At 65.7% G+C, this 17,628-nt stretch carries 19 protein-coding genes; 15 read left to right on the top strand and 4 right to left on the bottom strand.

Going from position 1 to position 17,628, the window contains the following annotated elements; all coding sequences use genetic code 11:
• Positions 1 to 51 precede the first annotated feature (51 nt).
• Both HWY37_RS22835 and rpoH read left to right on the top strand, forming a co-directional pair.
• Positions 52 to 741, top strand: a complete 690-nt coding sequence (locus HWY37_RS22835) for a hypothetical protein (protein ID WP_176089922.1) — start codon at positions 52 to 54, stop codon at positions 739 to 741.
• A gap of 229 nt (positions 742 to 970) precedes the next feature.
• Positions 971 to 1,855 carry an RNA polymerase sigma factor RpoH gene (rpoH, locus tag HWY37_RS22830; protein ID WP_373418149.1) on the top strand — a complete coding sequence of 295 codons (885 nt, stop codon included), beginning with the start codon at positions 971 to 973 and terminating at the stop codon, positions 1,853 to 1,855.
• 328 nt (positions 1,856 to 2,183) lie between these two features.
• Here rpoH and cpdA read toward each other — a convergent pair whose 3' ends face one another.
• Entirely contained in the window at positions 2,184 to 3,023 is an 840-nt protein-coding gene (gene cpdA / locus HWY37_RS22825; RefSeq protein WP_175208935.1) for a 3',5'-cyclic-AMP phosphodiesterase, read from the bottom strand.
• 183 nt (positions 3,024 to 3,206) lie between these two features.
• Between cpdA and HWY37_RS22820 the strand changes: the two genes are divergently transcribed.
• A complete protein-coding gene (locus tag HWY37_RS22820) occupies positions 3,207 to 6,005 on the top strand; it encodes a cation:proton antiporter (protein ID WP_246302381.1) in 2,799 nt (932 codons plus the stop codon).
• 19 nt (positions 6,006 to 6,024) lie between these two features.
• Here the strand turns inward: HWY37_RS22820 and HWY37_RS22815 are convergent, their stop codons facing one another.
• A complete protein-coding gene (locus tag HWY37_RS22815) occupies positions 6,025 to 6,837 on the bottom strand; it encodes an NUDIX hydrolase (protein WP_176089920.1) in 813 nt (270 codons plus the stop codon).
• Positions 6,838 to 7,128: 291 nt separating this feature from the next.
• Here HWY37_RS22815 and coxB point away from each other — a divergent pair, with 291 nt between their 5' ends.
• The 5 genes from coxB to HWY37_RS22795 all read left to right on the top strand — a co-directional run bounded on the left by coxB (position 7,129) and on the right by HWY37_RS22795 (position 11,303).
• Entirely contained in the window at positions 7,129 to 8,286 is a 1,158-nt protein-coding gene (gene coxB, locus HWY37_RS22810) for a cytochrome c oxidase subunit II (protein WP_175208933.1), read from the top strand.
• Between the two features lie 104 nt (positions 8,287 to 8,390).
• Positions 8,391 to 9,998, top strand: a complete 1,608-nt coding sequence (gene ctaD / locus HWY37_RS22805) for a cytochrome c oxidase subunit I (RefSeq protein ID WP_175208932.1) — start codon at positions 8,391 to 8,393, stop codon at positions 9,996 to 9,998.
• A gap of 31 nt (positions 9,999 to 10,029) precedes the next feature.
• Positions 10,030 to 10,155: a cytochrome oxidase small assembly protein gene (locus tag HWY37_RS34565; protein WP_217481316.1), complete on the top strand. Its 126-nt coding sequence runs from the start codon at positions 10,030 to 10,032 to the stop codon at positions 10,153 to 10,155.
• A gap of 9 nt (positions 10,156 to 10,164) precedes the next feature.
• Positions 10,165 to 10,389 carry a DUF2970 domain-containing protein gene (locus HWY37_RS22800; RefSeq protein WP_013390978.1) on the top strand — a complete coding sequence of 75 codons (225 nt, stop codon included), beginning with the start codon at positions 10,165 to 10,167 and terminating at the stop codon, positions 10,387 to 10,389.
• Positions 10,390 to 10,427: 38 nt separating this feature from the next.
• A complete protein-coding gene (locus tag HWY37_RS22795; protein ID WP_176089919.1) occupies positions 10,428 to 11,303 on the top strand; it encodes a cytochrome c oxidase subunit 3 in 876 nt (291 codons plus the stop codon).
• 103 nt (positions 11,304 to 11,406) lie between these two features.
• Here HWY37_RS22795 and HWY37_RS22790 read toward each other — a convergent pair whose 3' ends face one another.
• Entirely contained in the window at positions 11,407 to 11,607 is a 201-nt protein-coding gene (locus HWY37_RS22790; protein WP_006224570.1) for a twin transmembrane helix small protein, read from the bottom strand.
• Between the two features lie 38 nt (positions 11,608 to 11,645).
• Here HWY37_RS22790 and HWY37_RS22785 point away from each other — a divergent pair, with 38 nt between their 5' ends.
• From HWY37_RS22785 to HWY37_RS22765, 5 genes are all read left to right on the top strand, one after another.
• Positions 11,646 to 12,452: an SURF1 family protein gene (locus tag HWY37_RS22785; RefSeq protein ID WP_176089918.1), complete on the top strand. Its 807-nt coding sequence runs from the start codon at positions 11,646 to 11,648 to the stop codon at positions 12,450 to 12,452.
• Between the two features lie 96 nt (positions 12,453 to 12,548).
• Entirely contained in the window at positions 12,549 to 13,124 is a 576-nt protein-coding gene (locus HWY37_RS22780; RefSeq protein WP_373418169.1) for an SCO family protein, read from the top strand.
• A gap of 61 nt (positions 13,125 to 13,185) precedes the next feature.
• The gene (locus HWY37_RS22775; RefSeq protein WP_175208991.1) at positions 13,186 to 14,220 is read left to right on the top strand and encodes a COX15/CtaA family protein; all 1,035 of its coding nucleotides are present in this window, start codon (positions 13,186 to 13,188) and stop codon (positions 14,218 to 14,220) included.
• A gap of 13 nt (positions 14,221 to 14,233) precedes the next feature.
• Complete coding sequence (cyoE, locus tag HWY37_RS22770) at positions 14,234 to 15,127, top strand: heme o synthase (protein WP_175208928.1); 894 nt, start codon at positions 14,234 to 14,236, stop codon at positions 15,125 to 15,127.
• A 17-nt stretch (positions 15,128 to 15,144) separates the two neighbouring features.
• Positions 15,145 to 15,750: an SCO family protein gene (locus tag HWY37_RS22765; RefSeq protein ID WP_175208927.1), complete on the top strand. Its 606-nt coding sequence runs from the start codon at positions 15,145 to 15,147 to the stop codon at positions 15,748 to 15,750.
• Positions 15,751 to 15,773: 23 nt separating this feature from the next.
• Here the strand turns inward: HWY37_RS22765 and HWY37_RS22760 are convergent, their stop codons facing one another.
• Positions 15,774 to 15,992 (bottom strand): DUF3717 domain-containing protein, encoded by a 219-nt coding sequence (locus HWY37_RS22760; RefSeq protein WP_175208926.1) that lies wholly within the window; start codon positions 15,990 to 15,992, stop codon positions 15,774 to 15,776.
• Positions 15,993 to 16,123: 131 nt separating this feature from the next.
• Here HWY37_RS22760 and HWY37_RS22755 point away from each other — a divergent pair, with 131 nt between their 5' ends.
• Together HWY37_RS22755 and HWY37_RS22750 are read left to right on the top strand one after the other, a co-directional pair.
• The gene (locus HWY37_RS22755; protein WP_176089916.1) at positions 16,124 to 16,795 is read left to right on the top strand and encodes a glycine zipper 2TM domain-containing protein; all 672 of its coding nucleotides are present in this window, start codon (positions 16,124 to 16,126) and stop codon (positions 16,793 to 16,795) included.
• Positions 16,796 to 16,839: 44 nt separating this feature from the next.
• Positions 16,840 to 17,622, top strand: coding sequence for a PhaM family polyhydroxyalkanoate granule multifunctional regulatory protein (locus HWY37_RS22750; RefSeq protein WP_175207816.1), 783 nt, complete (start codon positions 16,840 to 16,842; stop codon positions 17,620 to 17,622).
• Positions 17,623 to 17,628 lie beyond the last annotated feature (6 nt).

Raw genomic sequence — 17,628 nt, 5'->3', positions numbered from 1 at the left:
GCGGGCTCCCGGCCCGCCGCCTGCGGTCTGTGCTCAATAGGAACGCCTGATTTGATCAACGGAATCGCTCCCTTCGTCTGGATACTGCTGGGCGCCGTCGTTGTCCTGCTGCCGGGCATCGTCATGCTGCTGGGCCGCGGCGGCCCGCGCGACGAGCGCGGCCGCCGGATGTTCCAGTTCCGGCCCGTGCGCCGCCTGTTCGGCTTGATGCTGGTGCTGCTGGGCTGCGTGTCCGGGCTGCTGGCGCTGTCGCTGGTGCAGTTCTTTCGCCTGACGGCCGACGAGCCGGTGGCGCGCATCGAAGTCCGCCAGGTGGCCGACGGCCAGTTCCAGGTCAGCGCCAGCGCGCCGGGTTCCGGGACCAAGCAGTACGTGCTGTACGGCGACCAGTGGCAGATCGACGCGCGCGTCGTGCGCTGGCGCCTGCCGGCGCTGATGGCCGGCGTGCCGCCCTTGTACCGGCTGGAGCGCCTGTCCGGCCGCTACAGCGACGCGGCGCGCGAAGCTTCCGCGACGCGCTCGGTCCATGCGCTGGATGACTGGCCGGCGCCCGACCTGGGTTCGCTGAAGAAGAATTTTCCGAACTGGTTCCCCTTCGTCGATGTCCAATTTGGCAGCGCCGCCTATATGCCTTTGTTCGATGGCGCCCGCTACCAGGTCCTGATGGACCCGCGCGGGGCGCTATTCGTCCGGCCCGACGGAGCGGCCACGGCCGAGGGGCTCAAGCGCCTGGGATGGTGATGCCCCAGGCCACGCCCGGCGGCCGGGCCGGCCGCCCTGGGAGCGTGCTCCTTGTTAAATGGGGGTGCCCAGCATAGTCGCAGGGGCCGATCACCCCAAAAAATAAACGGGGACGCAATTGGTTCCAGGAAACTTTGACGCGCCGCAATAGTCGAATTAGCACTCCCAATACTAGAGTGCTAACATCGAATCCATGTCGTTATCCCTTCGCCATCCGGAGACCCCCGCTATGAAGCAACCCAGTACCTCGTTGGCCGCTCCCGGCAACGCCCTGGCGTTGGCCATTGCCAATCCGGGCGCACTTGGCACGATCGACGCTTATATTTCCTCGGTCAACCGCCTGCCGGTCCTGTCCGCGGAACGTGAAACCGAGCTTGGCCGCCGCCTGCGCGACCAGGAAGACCTGGGCGCCGCGCGCGAACTGATTCTGTCGCACCTGCGCCTGGTGGTGTCGGTGGCCCGCCAGTACCTGGGCTATGGCCTGCCGCATGCCGATCTCATCCAGGAAGGCAACGTCGGCCTGATGAAGGCCGTCAAGCGCTTCGACCCCGAGCGCGGCGTGCGCCTGGTGTCGTTCGCCGTGCACTGGATCAAGGCCGAAATCCACGAATACATCATCCGCAACTGGCGCCTGGTGAAGGTCGCGACCACCAAGGCCCAGCGCAAGCTGTTCTTCAACCTGCGCAGCATGCGCCCCGACGGCCAGACGCTGGACCCGGAACAGGTCGACCACATCGCGCGCGAACTGAACGTGCGCCGCGAAGACGTCAGCGAAATGGAAGTGCGCCTGTCCGGCCGCGACATGTCGCTCGAAAATCAGGACGACGACGATGACAGCTATGCGCCCATCGCCTACCTGTCCGACGAAGGCCGCCAGGAACCCACGCGGGTGCTGGAACGCGCTGCCCGCGACCAGTTGCAAAGCGTCGGCCTGACCGACGCGCTGGAAGCGCTGGACCCGCGCTCGCGCCGAATCGTCGAAGCCCGCTGGTTGCAGGACGACGGTGGCGCCACGCTGCACGAGCTGGCCCAGGAGTTCGGCGTGTCGGCCGAGCGCATCCGCCAGATCGAGGCGGCCGCCCTGAAGAAGATGCGCGGCAACCTCGCTGCCTGAGGTGTCCGCACGACCATGCAAAGGGCCGCGATCAGCGGCCCTTTTGCTTTTCAGGCCGGTTGCGGCCGGTCATGAATAAATTGATACAAATTCGATCGAGAATTTTGCACTGCGCCAGAAACTTAATGAGGATCGCGCCGCCTAACTTCATGTAGACCGCGAACTTTGGTTGGCTGTCTTGTCATCCGTCTCGGCTTCTCCTCTTTCCCCTCCCCTATGAGACGGATGCTTGCGGGGCACCATGCATACCTGGTGCCCCGTTTTTTATGCGCGTTCGTTTCGCAAGGGATGGCGCGCCGTGTGCGCCGCAGCGTAAAGGCTCGGCCGCTCAGGCCGCTTCGGCGTTATCGGACGCCGTCTTGGCGCCGTGCCACAGCGCGTCTTGCACGCGTCGCACTCCCGTCGCCATCGAGCCGTCCTGGTACAGCTTGATCCAGCGGTAGCCGGGCGCCATGTTGTCCACCACATGCTTGCCGTCGCGAATGCTGAACTGGAAGCAGGTCGACGGCGTGGCCAGCATGCGCAGGTTGTGGCGGCGCCGGTCGAACTCGTGATGCACGTGGCCCCACAGCAGCACGCGGACTTGCGGCCAATGCGTCAGCAGCTTGAACAGCGCCTGCGGGTTGTCGATCATCATCGAATCATGCCAGTGGCTGTCGATCTGCATGGGGTTGTGATGCATGGCGATCAGCGTGTGGCGGCCCGGCGCTTCGGCCAGGGCGGCCTCCAGCAGGTCGAGCTGGTTGGCGGGCAGATGGCCGGCGTTGGAGCCGGGCACGGTCGTATCCAGGGAGACCACGCGCCACGCGCCCACGTCGGTCACCGGCGCCGACCATTGCGGCAGTTCCTGGCGCATCACGCCCGGCAGGTCGTGATTGCCCGGCAGACAGCGGATATTGGCCTGCGCCAGGGCCGGCGCTTCGGACAGGACGCGCGCCAGGCGGCGATAGGCCTCGGCCTCACCGTCCTGCGACATGTCGCCGGTGGCCAGCAGCAGGTCGGGATGCTTGCCGTCGGCCTCGATCTGGCGCAGCACGGCTCGCAGGCTGGCGTCCGTATTGACGCCCAGCATCGAGGTTTCGGGCTCGCCGAACAGATGGCTGTCGGTCAGCTGGACCAGCATGGCGGGCGCATCGTCGCGCCGCGTCAGGGAATGGATCCGGGCCAAGTACTGCTCCTGCAAAGTTTGCGCGATTCCACATTACCCAAAAACGCGGCGCGACGCGTATCGCTTGTCCGCATTGGGGTAACGAAACGTGCATTCTCCACGATTCCTGACGGTTTCCCGCCCGGCGCCGGGGAAAAAAGCCGCTATTCTTGTGGAACTTTACACAAGCACCAATAACGGACCATGGATGTAGGTTTTCTCGTATTCGGCCTGGCGGGCTTGCTCACGCTGGTCTGTTTCATGCCGCCTCTGGCCGGCCGCCTCAAGCTGCCCTACTCGGTGCTGCTGGCTATCGTCGGCTGTCTGCTGGGCATCATCGTGCACGTGCACGGCTGGGCCCCCAGCTGGATCGGCGACTTCCTGGACTCGCTGGAACGTTTCGAGATTTCGTCCGAAACCTTCCTGATGGTGTTCCTGCCGGTGCTGCTGTTCGAGACCGCGCTGTCCATGAACGTGCGGCGCCTGATGGACGACATCGGTCCCATCCTCATGATGGCCATCGTGGCCGTGGTGGTTTGCACCGTGGTGGTCGGGGTGACGCTGGACGCCATTTCGCCCTACGGCCTGGTGGTCTGCCTGCTGCTGGGAGCCATCGTCGCCACCACCGACCCCGTGGCGGTGGTGGGCATCTTCCGTGAAGTGGGCGCGCCCAAGCGCCTGACCACGCTGGTCGAAGGCGAAAGCCTGTTCAACGACGCGGCCTCCATTGCCTTGTACTCCGTGCTGCTGGCCGTATTGGGCGGCCATGGCGAACTTACCGCCAGCGGCATCTTCAACGACTTCATCGTGCACTTCATCGGCGGCGGCATAGCCGGTTTCGCCATGGGCCGGCTGGCCTGCTTCCTGTTCGCCTGGCTGCGCGGCTTTCCCACCGCGGAAATCACGCTGACGCTGACGCTGGCCTACCTGTCCTTCTTCATTTCCGAGCATTACCTGAACGTGTCGGGCGTGGTCGCCACGGTGATCGCCGGCCTGGTGGTGGGATCCACCGGCCGCACGCGCATGTCGCCCACCACCTTCGAATACCTGTCCAGCGCCTGGGAACAGTTCGGCTTCTGGGCCAATTCGCTGATTTTCCTGTTCGCGGCCATGCTGATCCCCAAGCTGATGGCGGCCGCCGACTGGCAGGAACTGGCCCTGGTGGCCGTGGTGTTCGTGGCGACGCTGGTCGCGCGCGCCATCGTCGTCTTCGGCCTGTTGCCGCTGCTGGGGCTGACCCGGCTTGGGACCAAGGTCAGCAGGCCCTACAAGGTGGTCATGCTGTGGGGCGGCCTGCGCGGCGCAGTATCGCTGGCGCTGGCGCTGGCCGTTACGGAACAGACCGGCGTGGCCGAAGAGGCGCGCCAGTTCATCGCGGTCGCCACCACCAGCTATGTGCTGTTGACCTTGTTCATCAATGGCATCAGCCTGCGTCCGCTGATCCGCATGCTGGGTCTGAACCAGCTGTCGCCGGTGGAGCGCACCATCCGCAACCAGGCCCTGGCCGTGGCGCTGGAAGACCTGCAGGGCAAGACCGAGGAGGTCGCCAAGACCGAGCACATCGGCACCGAGGTCCGCGAACGCATCCGTTCCGTGTTCGACGCCAGCCTGACCAGCGTGCATGACGGCCAGGTCAGCCAGATGACCGACGACCAGCGCGTCGCCGTGGGCCTGGCCATCGTGGCCCAGCGCGAAGAGGAAATGTTCTTCGACATCCTGAAGGCGCAGATCGTGGATTGGCGCATGGCCGAAACCCTGCTGGCGCGCGCGGAACGGCTGGAGGACGCGATCCGCCTGGGCGGCATTCCCGGCTTCGAGCGCGCCATCGTGGCCGACGTGCGCTATTCCACCGGCTTCCGCCTGGCGCTGCGCCTGCACTACCTGTTCGGCTTCCAGGGCTGGCTGGCGCGCGAACTGGGCCAGCGATTCGCCAATCTGATGAGCAAGCGGTCCGTGGCGCAACGCCTGATCGTGTTCGCGCGCGAACAGATCACGCCTCTGCTGGGCGAGCAGGCCACCCAGCGCATCGTGTCCCTGCACCAGCGCCGCCTGGATCTCATCGAAAACGCCATGCAGGCCCTGAACCTGCAATATCCTTCGTACGCCCAGTGGCTGCAGGAAAGCTACCTGGGCCGCGTGGCCCGCGAAATGGAACGCATCCGCTACCGCGACATGCTCGAACAGTTCCTGATCAGCGGCGAGGTGTACGCGGACCTGATGTCCCAGTTGAAGAGCCGCTGGGCCCATATCGACAAGCATCCGCCGCTCGACATCGAAATGAGCGCGGCCGAGCTGATCAAGCGCGTGCCGCTATTCGAGGGCCTGTCCGCCGATTCGCTGAGGGCCATCAGCAAGCTGCTCAAGCCGCGCCTGGCGCTGCCCGACCAGCGCGTGCTGACCAAGGGCCGGCATGGCGAGGAAATGTGTTTCGTGGCATCCGGCGCCGTGGCCGTGCACCTGCCCGACCACACCATGATCGAACTGGGCAGCGGCGAGTTCTTCGGTGAACTCGGGCTGCTGGGCGAGCAGCAGATCATGCCGGACGTGACCTCGCTGGGCTACAGCAAGCTGCTGATGCTGTCTTCGCGCGACTTCCACGCCCTGCTGGCGCGCGACGAGCATCTGCGCGAACGCATCCAGCTCGTGGCCAAGCAGCGCCTGCGCGCGATCGAAGTGTGGAAGCAGTTCTCGCAGGCCAATGCCGCGTCTGTTCCGGCCCCCGCGCCGGTCGCCGCGCCCAGTCCCGCGCAGGCGGCCGAGGCCGCGGAAGCGGCGGGCGCATCGCCCAGCCCCGTGGCGCAGACGTCTCGCGATGCCCAGGGGGCGCGCGACGCCGAGGTATCTCGCGATACGCAGGGGCACCATGATGCCGAGGCATCTCGCGATACCCAGGCGCTTCACGATGCCCAGACGTCTCAAGAAGCCCGGGCCGCCGCAGCGCCGGACGACAACGACGCGCCGGACAGCCCGGCCCTGGGAGCGCCGGGCATCGTCCCCCGCTAATGGCTGTTGCCGGCAGGCGCTAGGCCGGGATTTCCCCGGCCGCGCGGCGCTGCATGATGTCCTCGATGATCACCAGCGCCGCTTCCAGCGTGAATTCGCCTTCGGCCACCTGGCGCACGGCCGTGGCCGCGTCGATGGTGGCGATCTCCATGACCTCGCCGTCGCGGTTGGCTGGGCGGGCGTCGGCCGCCAGCACGCAGGTGCTGGTCAGGACATCCTCGACCTGATAGCCCTCGGGCAGGCGGCGATGGATGCGCAGGATCGTGCGCAAGGGCGAGCGCCGCTGCAGGTCGGGTTCGTCCAGCCCGGCCTCTTCGCCGCATTCGCGCACCAGCGCCAGTTCCAGGTCCTCGCGGCTGCCGGCGAGTCCGCCGACCAGCGTGTCCCACATACCGGGATCGGTAGATTTGCTGAGCGCGCGGCGCGCCACCCACAGGCGTCCGTCCGGCGTCCACGCGTTCAAGTGCACCGCTTTCGTGAGCAGGCCCAGCGGCCGCACCGCGGCGCGTTCGATCACGCCCAGCGGCTCGTTTCCGTCCAGAACGTCCAGCAATTCGTTGCGCCAGCCGCGCAGGCAGTTGGCTTGGCGCAACAGTTCCGCGGCCTGTTCAAGCACGCCATCGAGGTCCGCGCCCGGTTGCATGTCTTCGCCGATGCGCAGGGCCGTGCCGTCGGATGCGATGGCGGGGGCGCCGCGCAAGGCATCGCAGGCCGCATGCGTGGCCCAGCCGCAGCGACGCCCCGCTATATATAAAGCGCGCGCGCCTTCAGGGGCGGGCTCTTGCGCGCGTGCGCGCAGGGCTGCGTACAAATCGGACAACTGCTTGGGCATCGTGGAACCGTGGTGATGATGTTGCCGATGATTTTATGCCACCCTGTTTGCGGCCCGCGGTCAAGGGGGCGCGGCCAGATGGGGGCGGGGCCGATGAATTCAAGGGCACTAACTTACATCTGTTTGCGCGTCCGCTATAATCCGCCAGTTTCTTTGTGATTTCGAGTGGGAACGACAGGGGCCGCTCTATCTCCCTGCCACGCCCTACCATCTAATAATTGCGCGTTGCCCGGTTCCGCGGTGACTTCCGCCACTAGCGAACGGACCTTCGCGCCGTGTTTCGAGGTAAGCATGAAGAAGTGGAGAGGGATACTGGGGGCTTGTGCGATGCTGATTGGCAGCGTGGCAGGTGCTCAGGTGCAAGACATGCCCGGCGGCCCGAAGGTCAATCAGCTCAATCTGCATGAAGGCGTGACGGCGATTTCGCGCGACATCATGTGGTTGCATTGGATGTTGCTCACGATCTGTATCGTGATCTTCATCGGCGTCTTCGGAGTGATGTTCTACTCCATCTGGGCGCACCGCAAATCGCGCGGCCACAAGGCTGCCACCTTCCATGAACATCTGGGCGTGGAAGTTGCCTGGACCGTCATCCCGTTCATCATCGTCATCGCCATGGCGCTGCCCGCCACCAAGACGGTGGTCGCGATGAAGGACACCTCCAGCGCCGACCTCACTGTGAAGGTCACCGGCTACCAATGGAAGTGGGGCTACGAGTACCTCGACGGCTCAGCCACTGGCATCAAGTTCCTCTCCACGCTGTCGACCCCGCGCGCCCAGATCGAGAACCGCGAACCCAAGGGCGAGTTCTACCTGATGGAAGTGGACAACCACCTGGTCGTCCCTGCGAACAAGAAGGTCCGCATCGTCCTGACCGCGGCCGACGTCATCCACTCCTGGATGGTTCCCGACTTCGGCGTGAAGCAGGACGCCATCCCCGGCTTCCTGCGCGACACTTGGTTCAACGCCGACAAGCCCGGTATCTACCGCGGCCAGTGCGCGGAACTGTGCGGCAAGGATCACGCCTTCATGCCCATCGTCGTGGAAGTCATGGCGCAAGCCGACTACGACAAGTGGGTTGAAGACCAAAAGAAGAAGATGGCGGCAAACGCCGACGATCCCAATAAAGAGTGGACGGAAGCCGAACTGGTTGCCCGCGGCGAAAAGGTTTTCGCGGCAAATTGCGTTGCCTGTCACCAGGCCAACGGCAAGGGCATTCCGGGCAGTTTCCCCCCGCTCGACGGAGACAAGGTTGTTCTGGGCCCGAAGGCGGACCAGATCAACACCGTGCTGAAGGGCAAGCCCGGCACCGCGATGGCGGCGTTCGGCGGGCAGCTCAACGATGTCGAAATCGCAGCGGTCATCAGCTATACGCGCCATGCCTGGAGCAATGCAGGCAAGGGGCAGGACCCGACGGTTCTACCGAAGGACGTGCAGGCTGCGCGCTGATTGCGCGCGCCTCGCCACGCCTTCGCAGAACCGGTTCCGTTTAGTTAGAGATACCCTGCCGGCCCCGTGGATCGGGCCCGGCACTCAGCAGGAAGGAGTCCATCATGAGCAGCGTCACTGTAGACCACGTGTCGCCGGGCCACGGCCACGGTCACGATGACCACCACCACGCCATCCCCACCGGCTGGCGCCGCTGGCTTTTCGCCACGAACCACAAAGACATCGGGACGATGTATCTCATCTTCTCGTTCGTCATGCTGCTGGAAGGCGGCACGCTGGCACTGCTGCTGCGCACCGAGCTCTTCGAGCCGGGCCTGCAGTTCTTCCGCCCCGAACTCTTCAACCAGTTCACCACCATGCACGGTCTCGTCATGGTGTTCGGCGCGGTCATGCCGGCCTTCGTGGGCTTCGCCAACTGGATGATCCCGATGCAGATCGGCGCCTCCGACATGGCGTTCGCCCGCATGAACAACTTCAGCTTCTGGCTGCTGCCGGTGGCCGCGATCATGCTGACGGCATCGTTCTTCGTGCCCGGCGGCGCCACCGCGGCCGGCTGGACGCTGTACGCGCCGCTGTCGCTGCAGATGGGCCCCGGCATGGACCTGGCGATCTTCGCGCTGCACATCATGGGCGCCTCGTCCATCATGGGCGCGATCAACATCATCGTGACCGTGCTGAACATGCGCGCGCCCGGCCTGACGTTGATGAAGATGCCGCTGTTCTGCTGGACCTGGCTGATCACCGCCTTCCTGCTGCTGGCCGTGATGCCGGTGCTGGCCGCCGCCATCACCATGGTGCTGACCGACCGCCATTTCGGCACCGGCTTCTTCAACGCCGCCGCCGGCGGCGACCCGGTGCTGTACCAGCACGTGTTCTGGTTCTTCGGGCATCCCGAGGTCTACATCATGATCTTGCCGGCGTTCGGCATCGTGTCGGCCATCGTGCCTGCGTTCGCCCGCAAGAAGCTGTTCGGCTACGCCTCGATGGTCTACGCCACGGCCTCCATCGCCGTGCTGTCCTTCATCGTGTGGGCGCACCACATGTTCACCACCGGCATGCCGGTGACGGGCCAGCTCTACTTCATGTACGCCACCATGCTCATCTCCATCCCCACCGGGGTGAAGGTGTTCAACTGGGTCGCCACGATGTGGCGCGGCTCCATGACGTTCGAGACCCCCATGCTGTTCTCGATCGGCTTCATCTTCGTGTTCACCATGGGCGGCTTCACCGGGCTGATCCTATCGGTGGCCCCCATCGACATCCAGGTGCATGACACGTATTACGTGGTCGCGCACTTCCACTACGTGCTGGTGGCGGGCTCGCTGTTCGCCCTGTTCGCCGGCGCCTACTACTGGGTGCCCAAGTGGACGGGCCGCATGTACAGCGAAAAGCTGGGCAAGCTGCACTTCTGGTCCACGCTGATCTCGTTCAACGTGACCTTCTTCCCGATGCACTTCCTGGGCCTGGCGGGCATGCCACGCCGCTATGCCGATTACGCCGGCCAGTTCACGACGTTCCACCAGATGGCCACCATTGGCGCGTTCTGGTTCGGCCTGTCGCAGCTGATCTTCTTGTGGGCGATGCTGCGCTGCTACATGGGCAAGGGCGAAGTTGCATCGGCCAAGCCGTGGGAAGGCGCGGAAGGCCTGGAATGGACGGTGCCTTCGCCCGCTCCGTTCCACACCTTCGAAACCCCGCCCGAAGTGAAGTAAAGCAGCCCTACATGTTCCAGGTAGCACAGCAATGACACCCGAGCAGCGCCGCCGCAACAAGATCGCAGGTCTGGTCCTGCTGGCTTTCGTCATCGCCGTGTTCGCCTGGACCGTGTTGCGCGGCTCGGCGCTGCTGTCAGGCGTCGCCCTCAGTTAGGCGCGGGCCATGAGCGACGATCTTCGCGAAACCTCCCAGCGCAAGCTGAGTTTCCTTCAGACCATGAAGGCGGTGGCGTGGGGATTTTTCGGCGTTCGCAAGGGGGCGGGCCACCGGGAAGACGTCGCCAAGCTCAACCCGGTCCATGTGATCGTGGCGGGGCTGCTGGCAGCGGCCATCTTCGTTACTGTGCTGGTATTAATTGTGCGTTGGGCCGTTTCCAGCCTGACTTGAATCACTTAATTCTATAAATCTGTACCAGGGAGAAAGCCATGAGTGCAAGCCACTCGGTTCAAGGTAAAGAGGCACCGTACTACTTCGTGCCCGCCGATTCGGGTCATCCCGTGCGTACGGCTGTGGCGCTGCTGTTCATGGGCTTGAGCGCCGCGGCCTGGATCAACGGCGTCGGCTGGGCCAAATGGACCCTGCTGGCGGGCTTCCTCGGTTTGATCGTGGTGCTGTACTACTGGTTCGGCGACGCCATCCACGAATCCGAGATCGGCCTGAACAGCAAGCGCATCGACGGTTCCTACCGTTGGGGCATGAGCTGGTTCATCTTCTCGGAAGTCATGTTCTTCGCGGCGTTCTTCGGCGCCCTCTGGTACACGCGCACCATCACCACGCCGTGGCTGGGCGACATGGACCACCGGCTGATGCTGTGGCCTGACTTCCAAGCCGTGTGGCCGAACTTCGGTCCCGCGGGCGTGGTCGAGCACTTCCAGACCGTCGGCCCCTTCTGGCTGCCCACCATCAACACCGCGCTGCTGCTGAGCTCGGGCGTCACGCTCACCATCGCCCACCACGCGCTGCGTGAAAACCACCGCGGCAAGACCATTTTCTGGCTGCTGGCCACGGTCGTACTGGGCTTCGTCTTCGTGGCCTGCCAGGCCTACGAATACCATCACGCCTATACCGAGCTGAACCTGAAGTTCAACTCGGGCGCCTACGGTTCGCTGTTCTACATGCTTACCGGCTTCCACGGCTTCCACGTGCTGCTGGGCGCCACCATGCTGACCGTCATCCTGGTCCGCCTGATCCGCGGGCATTTCACGGCCGATCATCACTTCGGGTTTGAAGGCGCCGCCTGGTACTGGCACTTCGTGGACGTGGTGTGGCTGGGCCTGTACCTGTTCGTGTACTGGTTCTGATCGTTACGCGGTATCGTGAAGCGCGCCAGTTCTTGCCCAAGAACTGGCGCGCTTTATCCATCTGCAATCATCACGAATCTCCGGGAACCCGCATCCCGGATGCCTATCTAAGGCCTGTGCTTTCGATCCAGCCCATGTGATGGGCGAACAGCACGAACAGGAACAGGGCCACGGATAATCCAATGCGTACCGTCAGCGCGTTGACCGTGCGGCTGGTGGTGCCCTTGTCCCGCATCAGGTAGACCAGGGCCGATGCCAGGCTGGCCAGAATCCCGATAAAGGCCAGGACGACGAAAACGCGCATATTGGTCTCCGGACGAATCAGAGTAGTTATTGAAGAATATGGCCCGACCGCATTCAACCCGCTACACGGTAGCCGCCTTATTGCTGCTGGGCGCCGCCGTGGTCATCCTGGCGTCGCTGGGGCAATGGCAATTGCGCCGCGGCGACGAGCGACGCGCCATTCTGGCCGCTATCGAAGCGGGCCGCAAGCAAGCGCCCCTGCCCCTGACCCCGGCCACCGATGCCGGCGAGATGACCGCGTGGCGCGCCGCGCAAGCCGCCGGGGTCTGGCTGCCGCAATTCAGTGTACTGCTGGACAACCGCAACCATGACGGCAAGCCTGGCTACTGGCTGGCCACGCCGCTGTTGCTGGATGCCGATGCGCGCCGCGCCGTGCTGGTGCTGCGCGGCTGGCTGCCGCGTGTCATGCGCAGCCAGGGCCAGGGCCCCGCGCAGCCGCCGCTACCGGCCACGCCCGCGGGCGAGCAGACCGTGAAGGGCGAACTGTCGCCGCGCGTGCCGCGCCTGTTCGAGCTCTGGTCGCTGGGCGCGGCGGACCAGTCCGCCTTGCCCGCCTCGCTGCCGGTGGCGGGCGGCGTCCTGCCGCAGGTGCAGAACCTGCCGCTGGATGCCTATGCCAAGGCGACCGGGCTGGCTCTGCTGCCCACCGTGCTGTCGCAGTCGGAGGGCGGCGCGGACGACGGCCTGGTGCGGGACTGGCCGCAGCCGTCGGTGGACTTCCAACAGAACACGTCCTATGCCGTGCAGTGGTTTGCCTTTGCCGGGATAGCTGCGATTGCATGGCTGGTGGTGCTGGGGGGCGCCATCCGGCGCGTGCGGCGCGCGCAGAACGGACCCGGGGCCTGACCCGGCGCCGATTCATCATCCACAAGACTTACAGGATACAAAGTGGCTCGCGACCTTTCTTCTACCAAGCCCGCACGCAAGCGCTCGTTGACGCCCATGCTGCTGGTGTTCCTGTGTTCGCTCGCGCCCATCGTGGCGGCCGTCGTGGTCTACATGAATCCGCAATGGTGGCCCGCTGAGTCCAGCAACTACGGCACGCTGGTGAGTCCGCAGCGGCCCATGCCCGCGGCCGGCGAGCTGCGCCTGACCACGCTGGACGGCCAGCCCTTCGACCTGCAAAGCCTGAAGGGCAAGTGGCTGCTGGTGGCGGCCGATGGCGGAGCCTGCCCCGAAAGCTGCGCCCGCAAGCTGTTCATCACCCGCAACAGCCACGCCAGCCAGGGCAAGAACGTGGACCGGCTGACGCGCGTCTGGTTCATCACCGACGATGCGCCCGTGCCGGACAAGGTGCTGGAAGCCTACCAGGGCACGATCATGGTGCGCGCCAACCCGGACCAGCTGGCGCGTTTCCTGTTGGCGCGCGACTCGGCCGCGGGCCAGCCCGGCCTGCAGGATCCGATCTGGGTGATCGATCCCCTGGGCAATTTGATGATGCAGTACCCTGCCGAGGCTGATGGCGTGAAGGTGCGCAAGGACATCAGCAAGCTGGTCTACAACTCAAGAATAGGCTGAGCCTCGGCAGGCATGGTTTCAAGGCGTCGCGAGCGGCGCCGCAGAGTGGATGTTTATGGATATCGAACGCATCAAATCGCGTTATCGCAAGCTGGTTTTCTTTACCTGGTTCCTGACGCTGGACCTCATCATGTTCGGCGCCTTCGTGCGCTTGACCGACTCCGGCCTGGGCTGCCCCGACTGGCCCGGCTGCTACGGCAGCGTCACGCCGCTGGGCGCGATGGGCGACATCCATGAAGCCTCGCAGGCCATGCCATTCGGCCCGGTCACCCTGTCCAAGGCCTGGATCGAGATGATCCACCGCTACGTCGGCTCGATCCTGGGCATGCTCATCATCGGCATCGTCTACATGGCGTGGCGCTACCGGCGCCAGCTGGGCCGCTCGCCCGCGCTGGCCATCGTGACCCTGGTCGCGGTCTGCGTGCAGGGCGCGTTCGGCGCCTGGACCGTGACGCACAAGCTGATGCCCGTCGTCGTGACAGCGCACCTGGTGTTCGGCCTGTCGGTGCTGGCCCTGATGACCTGGCTGTCGGCGCGCGAGCGCCCGCATCTGGCCGTGGCCGCGGCGGCCGCGCGCTGGAAGCCCTGGGTGGCGGGCGGCTTCGCCCTGCTGCTGGTGCAGGTGACCCTGGGCGGCTGGGTCAGCACCAACTACGCCGCGCTGGCCTGCATGGACTTCCCCATGTGCCACGGCGCCTGGGTGCCGGAAATGGATTTCCACGGCGGCTATTCCATCATTCGGGCCCTGGGCGAACTGCCTTCGGGCGAGATGATTTCCCAGCCGGCGCTGACCGCAATCCATTGGGTCCATCGCAATTTCGCCTTCGTGGTGTTCCTGTACCTCGGCATCCTGGCGTGGCGCCTGCGCGCCGAGCCCGGCCTGCGCGGGCCGGCCACCCTGATGCTGGCGTTGCTGGGCGCGCAACTGCTGACCGGCCTGACCACGATCTTTTTCCAGTGGCCGCTTTTGATCGCGGTGCTGCACAATGGAGGCGCCGCCGGCCTGACCCTGGCCGCGGTGGTTTTGATGGTGCGTTTGTCCACAGCTGGGCGTGCGCCTGCCGGGGGCTACGGCCCCAATTCGGTGCGCGTTTAAAATAGGGCCCACTATGACCAGTATTGCCGCTCCTCAACCCGGATTGTTCCGCCAGTATTTCGTCCTCACCAAGCCGCGGGTGACGCAACTGGCGGTGTTTTGCGCCGTGATCGGCATGTTCCTGGCGGCGCCCGGCATTCCGGACATGCGTCGGGTGCTGTTCGGCACCCTGGGCATCTGGCTGCTGGCCGCGGCCGCCTTCGCCATCAATTGCCTGATCGAACAGGAAATCGACGCCCGCATGCTGCGCACCGCGCGCCGCGGCACGGCGCAGGGCACCATTTCCGCGTTCCAGGTGCTGAGCATGTCCGGCCTGCTGGGCGGCGCGGGCATGTTCGTGCTGTATCACCTGGTCAACCCGCTGACAATGTGGCTGACGTTCGCCACCTTCGTGGGCTACGCCGTCATCTATACCGTCATCCTCAAGCCGCGCACGCCGCAGAACATCGTCATCGGCGGCCTGTCGGGCGCCATGCCGCCGGCCCTGGGCTGGGCCACCGTGGCGGATTCGGTGCCGGCCGAAGCTTGGATCCTGGTCCTGATCATCTTCATCTGGACGCCGCCGCACTTCTGGGCGCTGGCGCTTTACCGCAACCACGACTACGCCAAGGCCGGCCTGCCGATGCTGCCGGTCACGCACGGCAACCAGTTCACCCGCCTGCACATCCTCTTGTACAGCGTGGCGCTGGTGGCCACGACGCTGTTGCCCTATGCCATCCGCATGAGCGGCGAACTGTACCTGGTGTCCGCGTTGGCGCTGGGCGGCATGTTCGTGTCCTACGCATGGCGGCTGTACCGCGCCTACAGCGACGAGCTGGCGCGCAGCATGTTCCGTTTTTCCATACTCTACCTGGCGCTGCTGTTCGGCGCCCTGCTGGTGGACCACTGGGTCGGCCTGCTGCGCTGATCCCCCGGAGGTTATCGATGCCCGTGTTTTCCGCCAGCCGCCGGCTGATCCTGCGCGTGGGCGCAGCCGCTGCTTTCGCCGCCGCCCTGGCCGCCTGCGGCGACAACGCGCCCGTGTTTAAGGGCAGCGACATCAGCGGCACCCAGCTTGGCCGCGGCATGGAGCTGGTCGACTACAACGGCAAGACGCGCCAGCTGTCCGATTTCGCCGGCAAGGTGGTCGTCGTGTTCTTCGGTTTCACGCAATGTCCGGACGTGTGCCCGACGTCGCTGGCCGAACTGTCCGAAGTCATGAAGAAGCTGGGCCCGGACGCCGACCGCGTGCAGGTGCTGCTGATTTCGGTCGACCCCGAGCGCGACACGCCCGAAGTCCTCAAGCAGTACGTCACCGCCTTCGATCCGCGCTTCCTGGGACTGACCGGCACGCCGGATCAGGTCAAGAAGGCCGCCGCGTCGTTCAAGGCCTATTACGCCAAGGCGCCCACCAAGGACGGCAGCTACACGATGGACCACACGGCCGCGTTCTACCTGCTGGACGGCAAGGGCGAATCGCGCGTGCTGGCCAATAACAACATCGGGGTGGATGCTCTGACGCAGGACATCAAGGCCCTGCTCAAGGGGTGAGCTAGCGGGCTGTCAGGGCCTGCCTACTTGCCGGTGGCGGCCCAGCCGGCCAGCGCTGCGCGGGCCAGATCGCTGAGTTCGGCCACGGGGATCTCGCGCCGGTGCGCCATGATCATCAGCGCGTAGGGCGTGGCCAGCGCGGCAGCCTCGGGACACAGGCGGGATTCGTCGCCCACCGACGGCGAAATATTGCGCCAGTAGTTGATTGCCTGTTCGAGCTGGGGCAGGGTAATGGGATCCATCCGTCTATTGTCCACGAATGGGCAAGGCTGTCCACCAGCCTGCGCGCTGCAAAGAAGCGTCACCATCGCAACACGCCGAAACCGCGCCCGGGTGCTATACCACTGCCGGTTAGTAACGATGGAGCATCGTCATGAATACATCCTCGAAATTCGAAGCCGCGCGCCGCGGCCTCCATCCCCTGGTCGCCGCCGCGGCAGTCGCCGTCATCGTCATGTGCTCGGTGGGCGTTGCCGCCGTGATGGGCTGGCTGCCCACGCCTTCGGCCAATCCCCATGCCGACGAGCCGGTGGCCGAGGCCGGTCCGGAAGGCGCCAACCTGGCGCCCGCTCCCCAGGCCGCCGTGCCGCCCGCGCAGGCCCAGCAAGGCGGCCAGGCGCCCGCCGCGCAGCGTCCGCAGGCCCAGGCGCCTTCTGCCCAGCGCCCCGCGCCCCAGTCGCCTGCGCCGCAGGCCTGTGCGACCTGCGGCGTGGTGGAATCGATCCGGCAAGTGCAGGTGCCCGTCAAGGACAATAGCGACCACCTCATCGGCACCATCGGCGGCGGCGTGGTCGGCGGCGTCGTGGGCAACCAGTTCGGCGGCGGCAGCGGCAAGACGGCCTTGACCGTGCTGGGCGCGGTGGGCGGCGCTTTGGCAGGCCGTGAAGTTGAGCGTAATATCAGACAGCAACAAACGGTGACGCACTATGAACTCACGGTGCGCATGAGCGACGGCAGCACGCGCCAGTTCCGCAGCGCGCAGCCCTTCGCCTTCGCGTCCGGCGACCATGTGCGCGTGGAGAACAACCAGCTGCTGCGGGGATGATCCCGCCTGTCGGCGACCATCATCTGTCTTAGGGGAGACCAGGAATGAGCGACCAACACACGAACCCGTTCGTCCTACCCGGCATGGGCCAGAATTCCGACTTGTCGGGCAACCCGCTATTGGCCAGCATGGAAATGATGCGCCAGGCCTGGGCCGGCCTGACCGGGCCCGGGGGCCTGGCCAGCAGCCTGCCCATGGCTCCCCCGATGAACCTGGAAGACCTGGACCGCCGCATCGCCGAACTGCGCTCGGTGGAAAACTGGCTGCGCATGAACCTGTCCATGCTGTCCAGCACGATCCAGGGCATGGAAGTCCAGCGCTCCACCATCAGCACGCTGCGCGCCTTCGTCGACAGCGCGGCCAATCTGGACATGGGCGCGTTCCACGACAGCAGCGCGGCGTCGCCGCTGGAAGTGGTGCTGGGCCTGAAGCCCGCGCCCAAGTCCGCCTCCAAGCCGGCGGCCGCCAGCGGCCCTGCAGCCGGAGACGGCAAGGCCAAGGGCGCGCAAGCCGCAGGCGCGGAGGGGCAGCAACAGGCCGCCGCGCCCGGCATGAGCGAGCAGATGGGCGCCGCGGCGCAATCGGCGTCCAAGGCCTGGTGGGACTTGCTGCAGCAGCAGTTCAACCAGATCGCGGCCGCCACCGCGGCCTCCATGCCGGCGGCGCCTGCCGCTGCCGGCGCCGATGCCGCGGCCAAGGCCAAGCCGGGCGAATCCAAGGCCGCCGCCGCGCCTGCCGCCAAGGCGTCCAAACCGGCAGCCCGCAAGCCAGCAGCGCCGCGCAAGGCTGCCAAGACCGCCAAGAAAACCGGACCGGACGCCAGCTAGCGGCGG

The organism is Achromobacter anxifer (assembly GCF_903652925.1).
Lineage (GTDB): Bacteria > Pseudomonadota > Gammaproteobacteria > Burkholderiales > Burkholderiaceae_B > Achromobacter > Achromobacter anxifer.
The sequence above is the reverse complement of the archived record's forward strand: the minus strand, read 5'-3'. Positions and strand labels throughout refer to the sequence as shown.

Coding starts and splice junctions, on each gene's coding strand:
- HWY37_RS22795 (WP_176089919.1), top strand. CDS start 10,428: ATGAGTGCAAGCCACTCGGTTCAAGGTAAAGAGGCACCGTACTACTTC.
- ctaD (WP_175208932.1), top strand. CDS start 8,391: ATGAGCAGCGTCACTGTAGACCACGTGTCGCCGGGCCACGGCCACGGT.
- cyoE (WP_175208928.1), top strand. CDS start 14,234: ATGACCAGTATTGCCGCTCCTCAACCCGGATTGTTCCGCCAGTATTTC.
- rpoH (WP_373418149.1), top strand. CDS start 971: ATGAAGCAACCCAGTACCTCGTTGGCCGCTCCCGGCAACGCCCTGGCG.
- HWY37_RS22800 (WP_013390978.1), top strand. CDS start 10,165: ATGAGCGACGATCTTCGCGAAACCTCCCAGCGCAAGCTGAGTTTCCTT.
- HWY37_RS22785 (WP_176089918.1), top strand. CDS start 11,646: ATGGCCCGACCGCATTCAACCCGCTACACGGTAGCCGCCTTATTGCTG.
- coxB (WP_175208933.1), top strand. CDS start 7,129: ATGAAGAAGTGGAGAGGGATACTGGGGGCTTGTGCGATGCTGATTGGC.
- HWY37_RS22815 (WP_176089920.1), bottom strand. CDS start 6,837: ATGCCCAAGCAGTTGTCCGATTTGTACGCAGCCCTGCGCGCACGCGCG.
- HWY37_RS22765 (WP_175208927.1), top strand. CDS start 15,145: ATGCCCGTGTTTTCCGCCAGCCGCCGGCTGATCCTGCGCGTGGGCGCA.
- HWY37_RS22780 (WP_373418169.1), top strand. CDS start 12,549: ATGCTGCTGGTGTTCCTGTGTTCGCTCGCGCCCATCGTGGCGGCCGTC.
- HWY37_RS22750 (WP_175207816.1), top strand. CDS start 16,840: ATGAGCGACCAACACACGAACCCGTTCGTCCTACCCGGCATGGGCCAG.
- HWY37_RS22755 (WP_176089916.1), top strand. CDS start 16,124: ATGAATACATCCTCGAAATTCGAAGCCGCGCGCCGCGGCCTCCATCCC.
- HWY37_RS22790 (WP_006224570.1), bottom strand. CDS start 11,607: ATGCGCGTTTTCGTCGTCCTGGCCTTTATCGGGATTCTGGCCAGCCTG.
- HWY37_RS34565 (WP_217481316.1), top strand. CDS start 10,030: ATGACACCCGAGCAGCGCCGCCGCAACAAGATCGCAGGTCTGGTCCTG.
- HWY37_RS22760 (WP_175208926.1), bottom strand. CDS start 15,992: ATGGATCCCATTACCCTGCCCCAGCTCGAACAGGCAATCAACTACTGG.
- HWY37_RS22820 (WP_246302381.1), top strand. CDS start 3,207: ATGGATGTAGGTTTTCTCGTATTCGGCCTGGCGGGCTTGCTCACGCTG.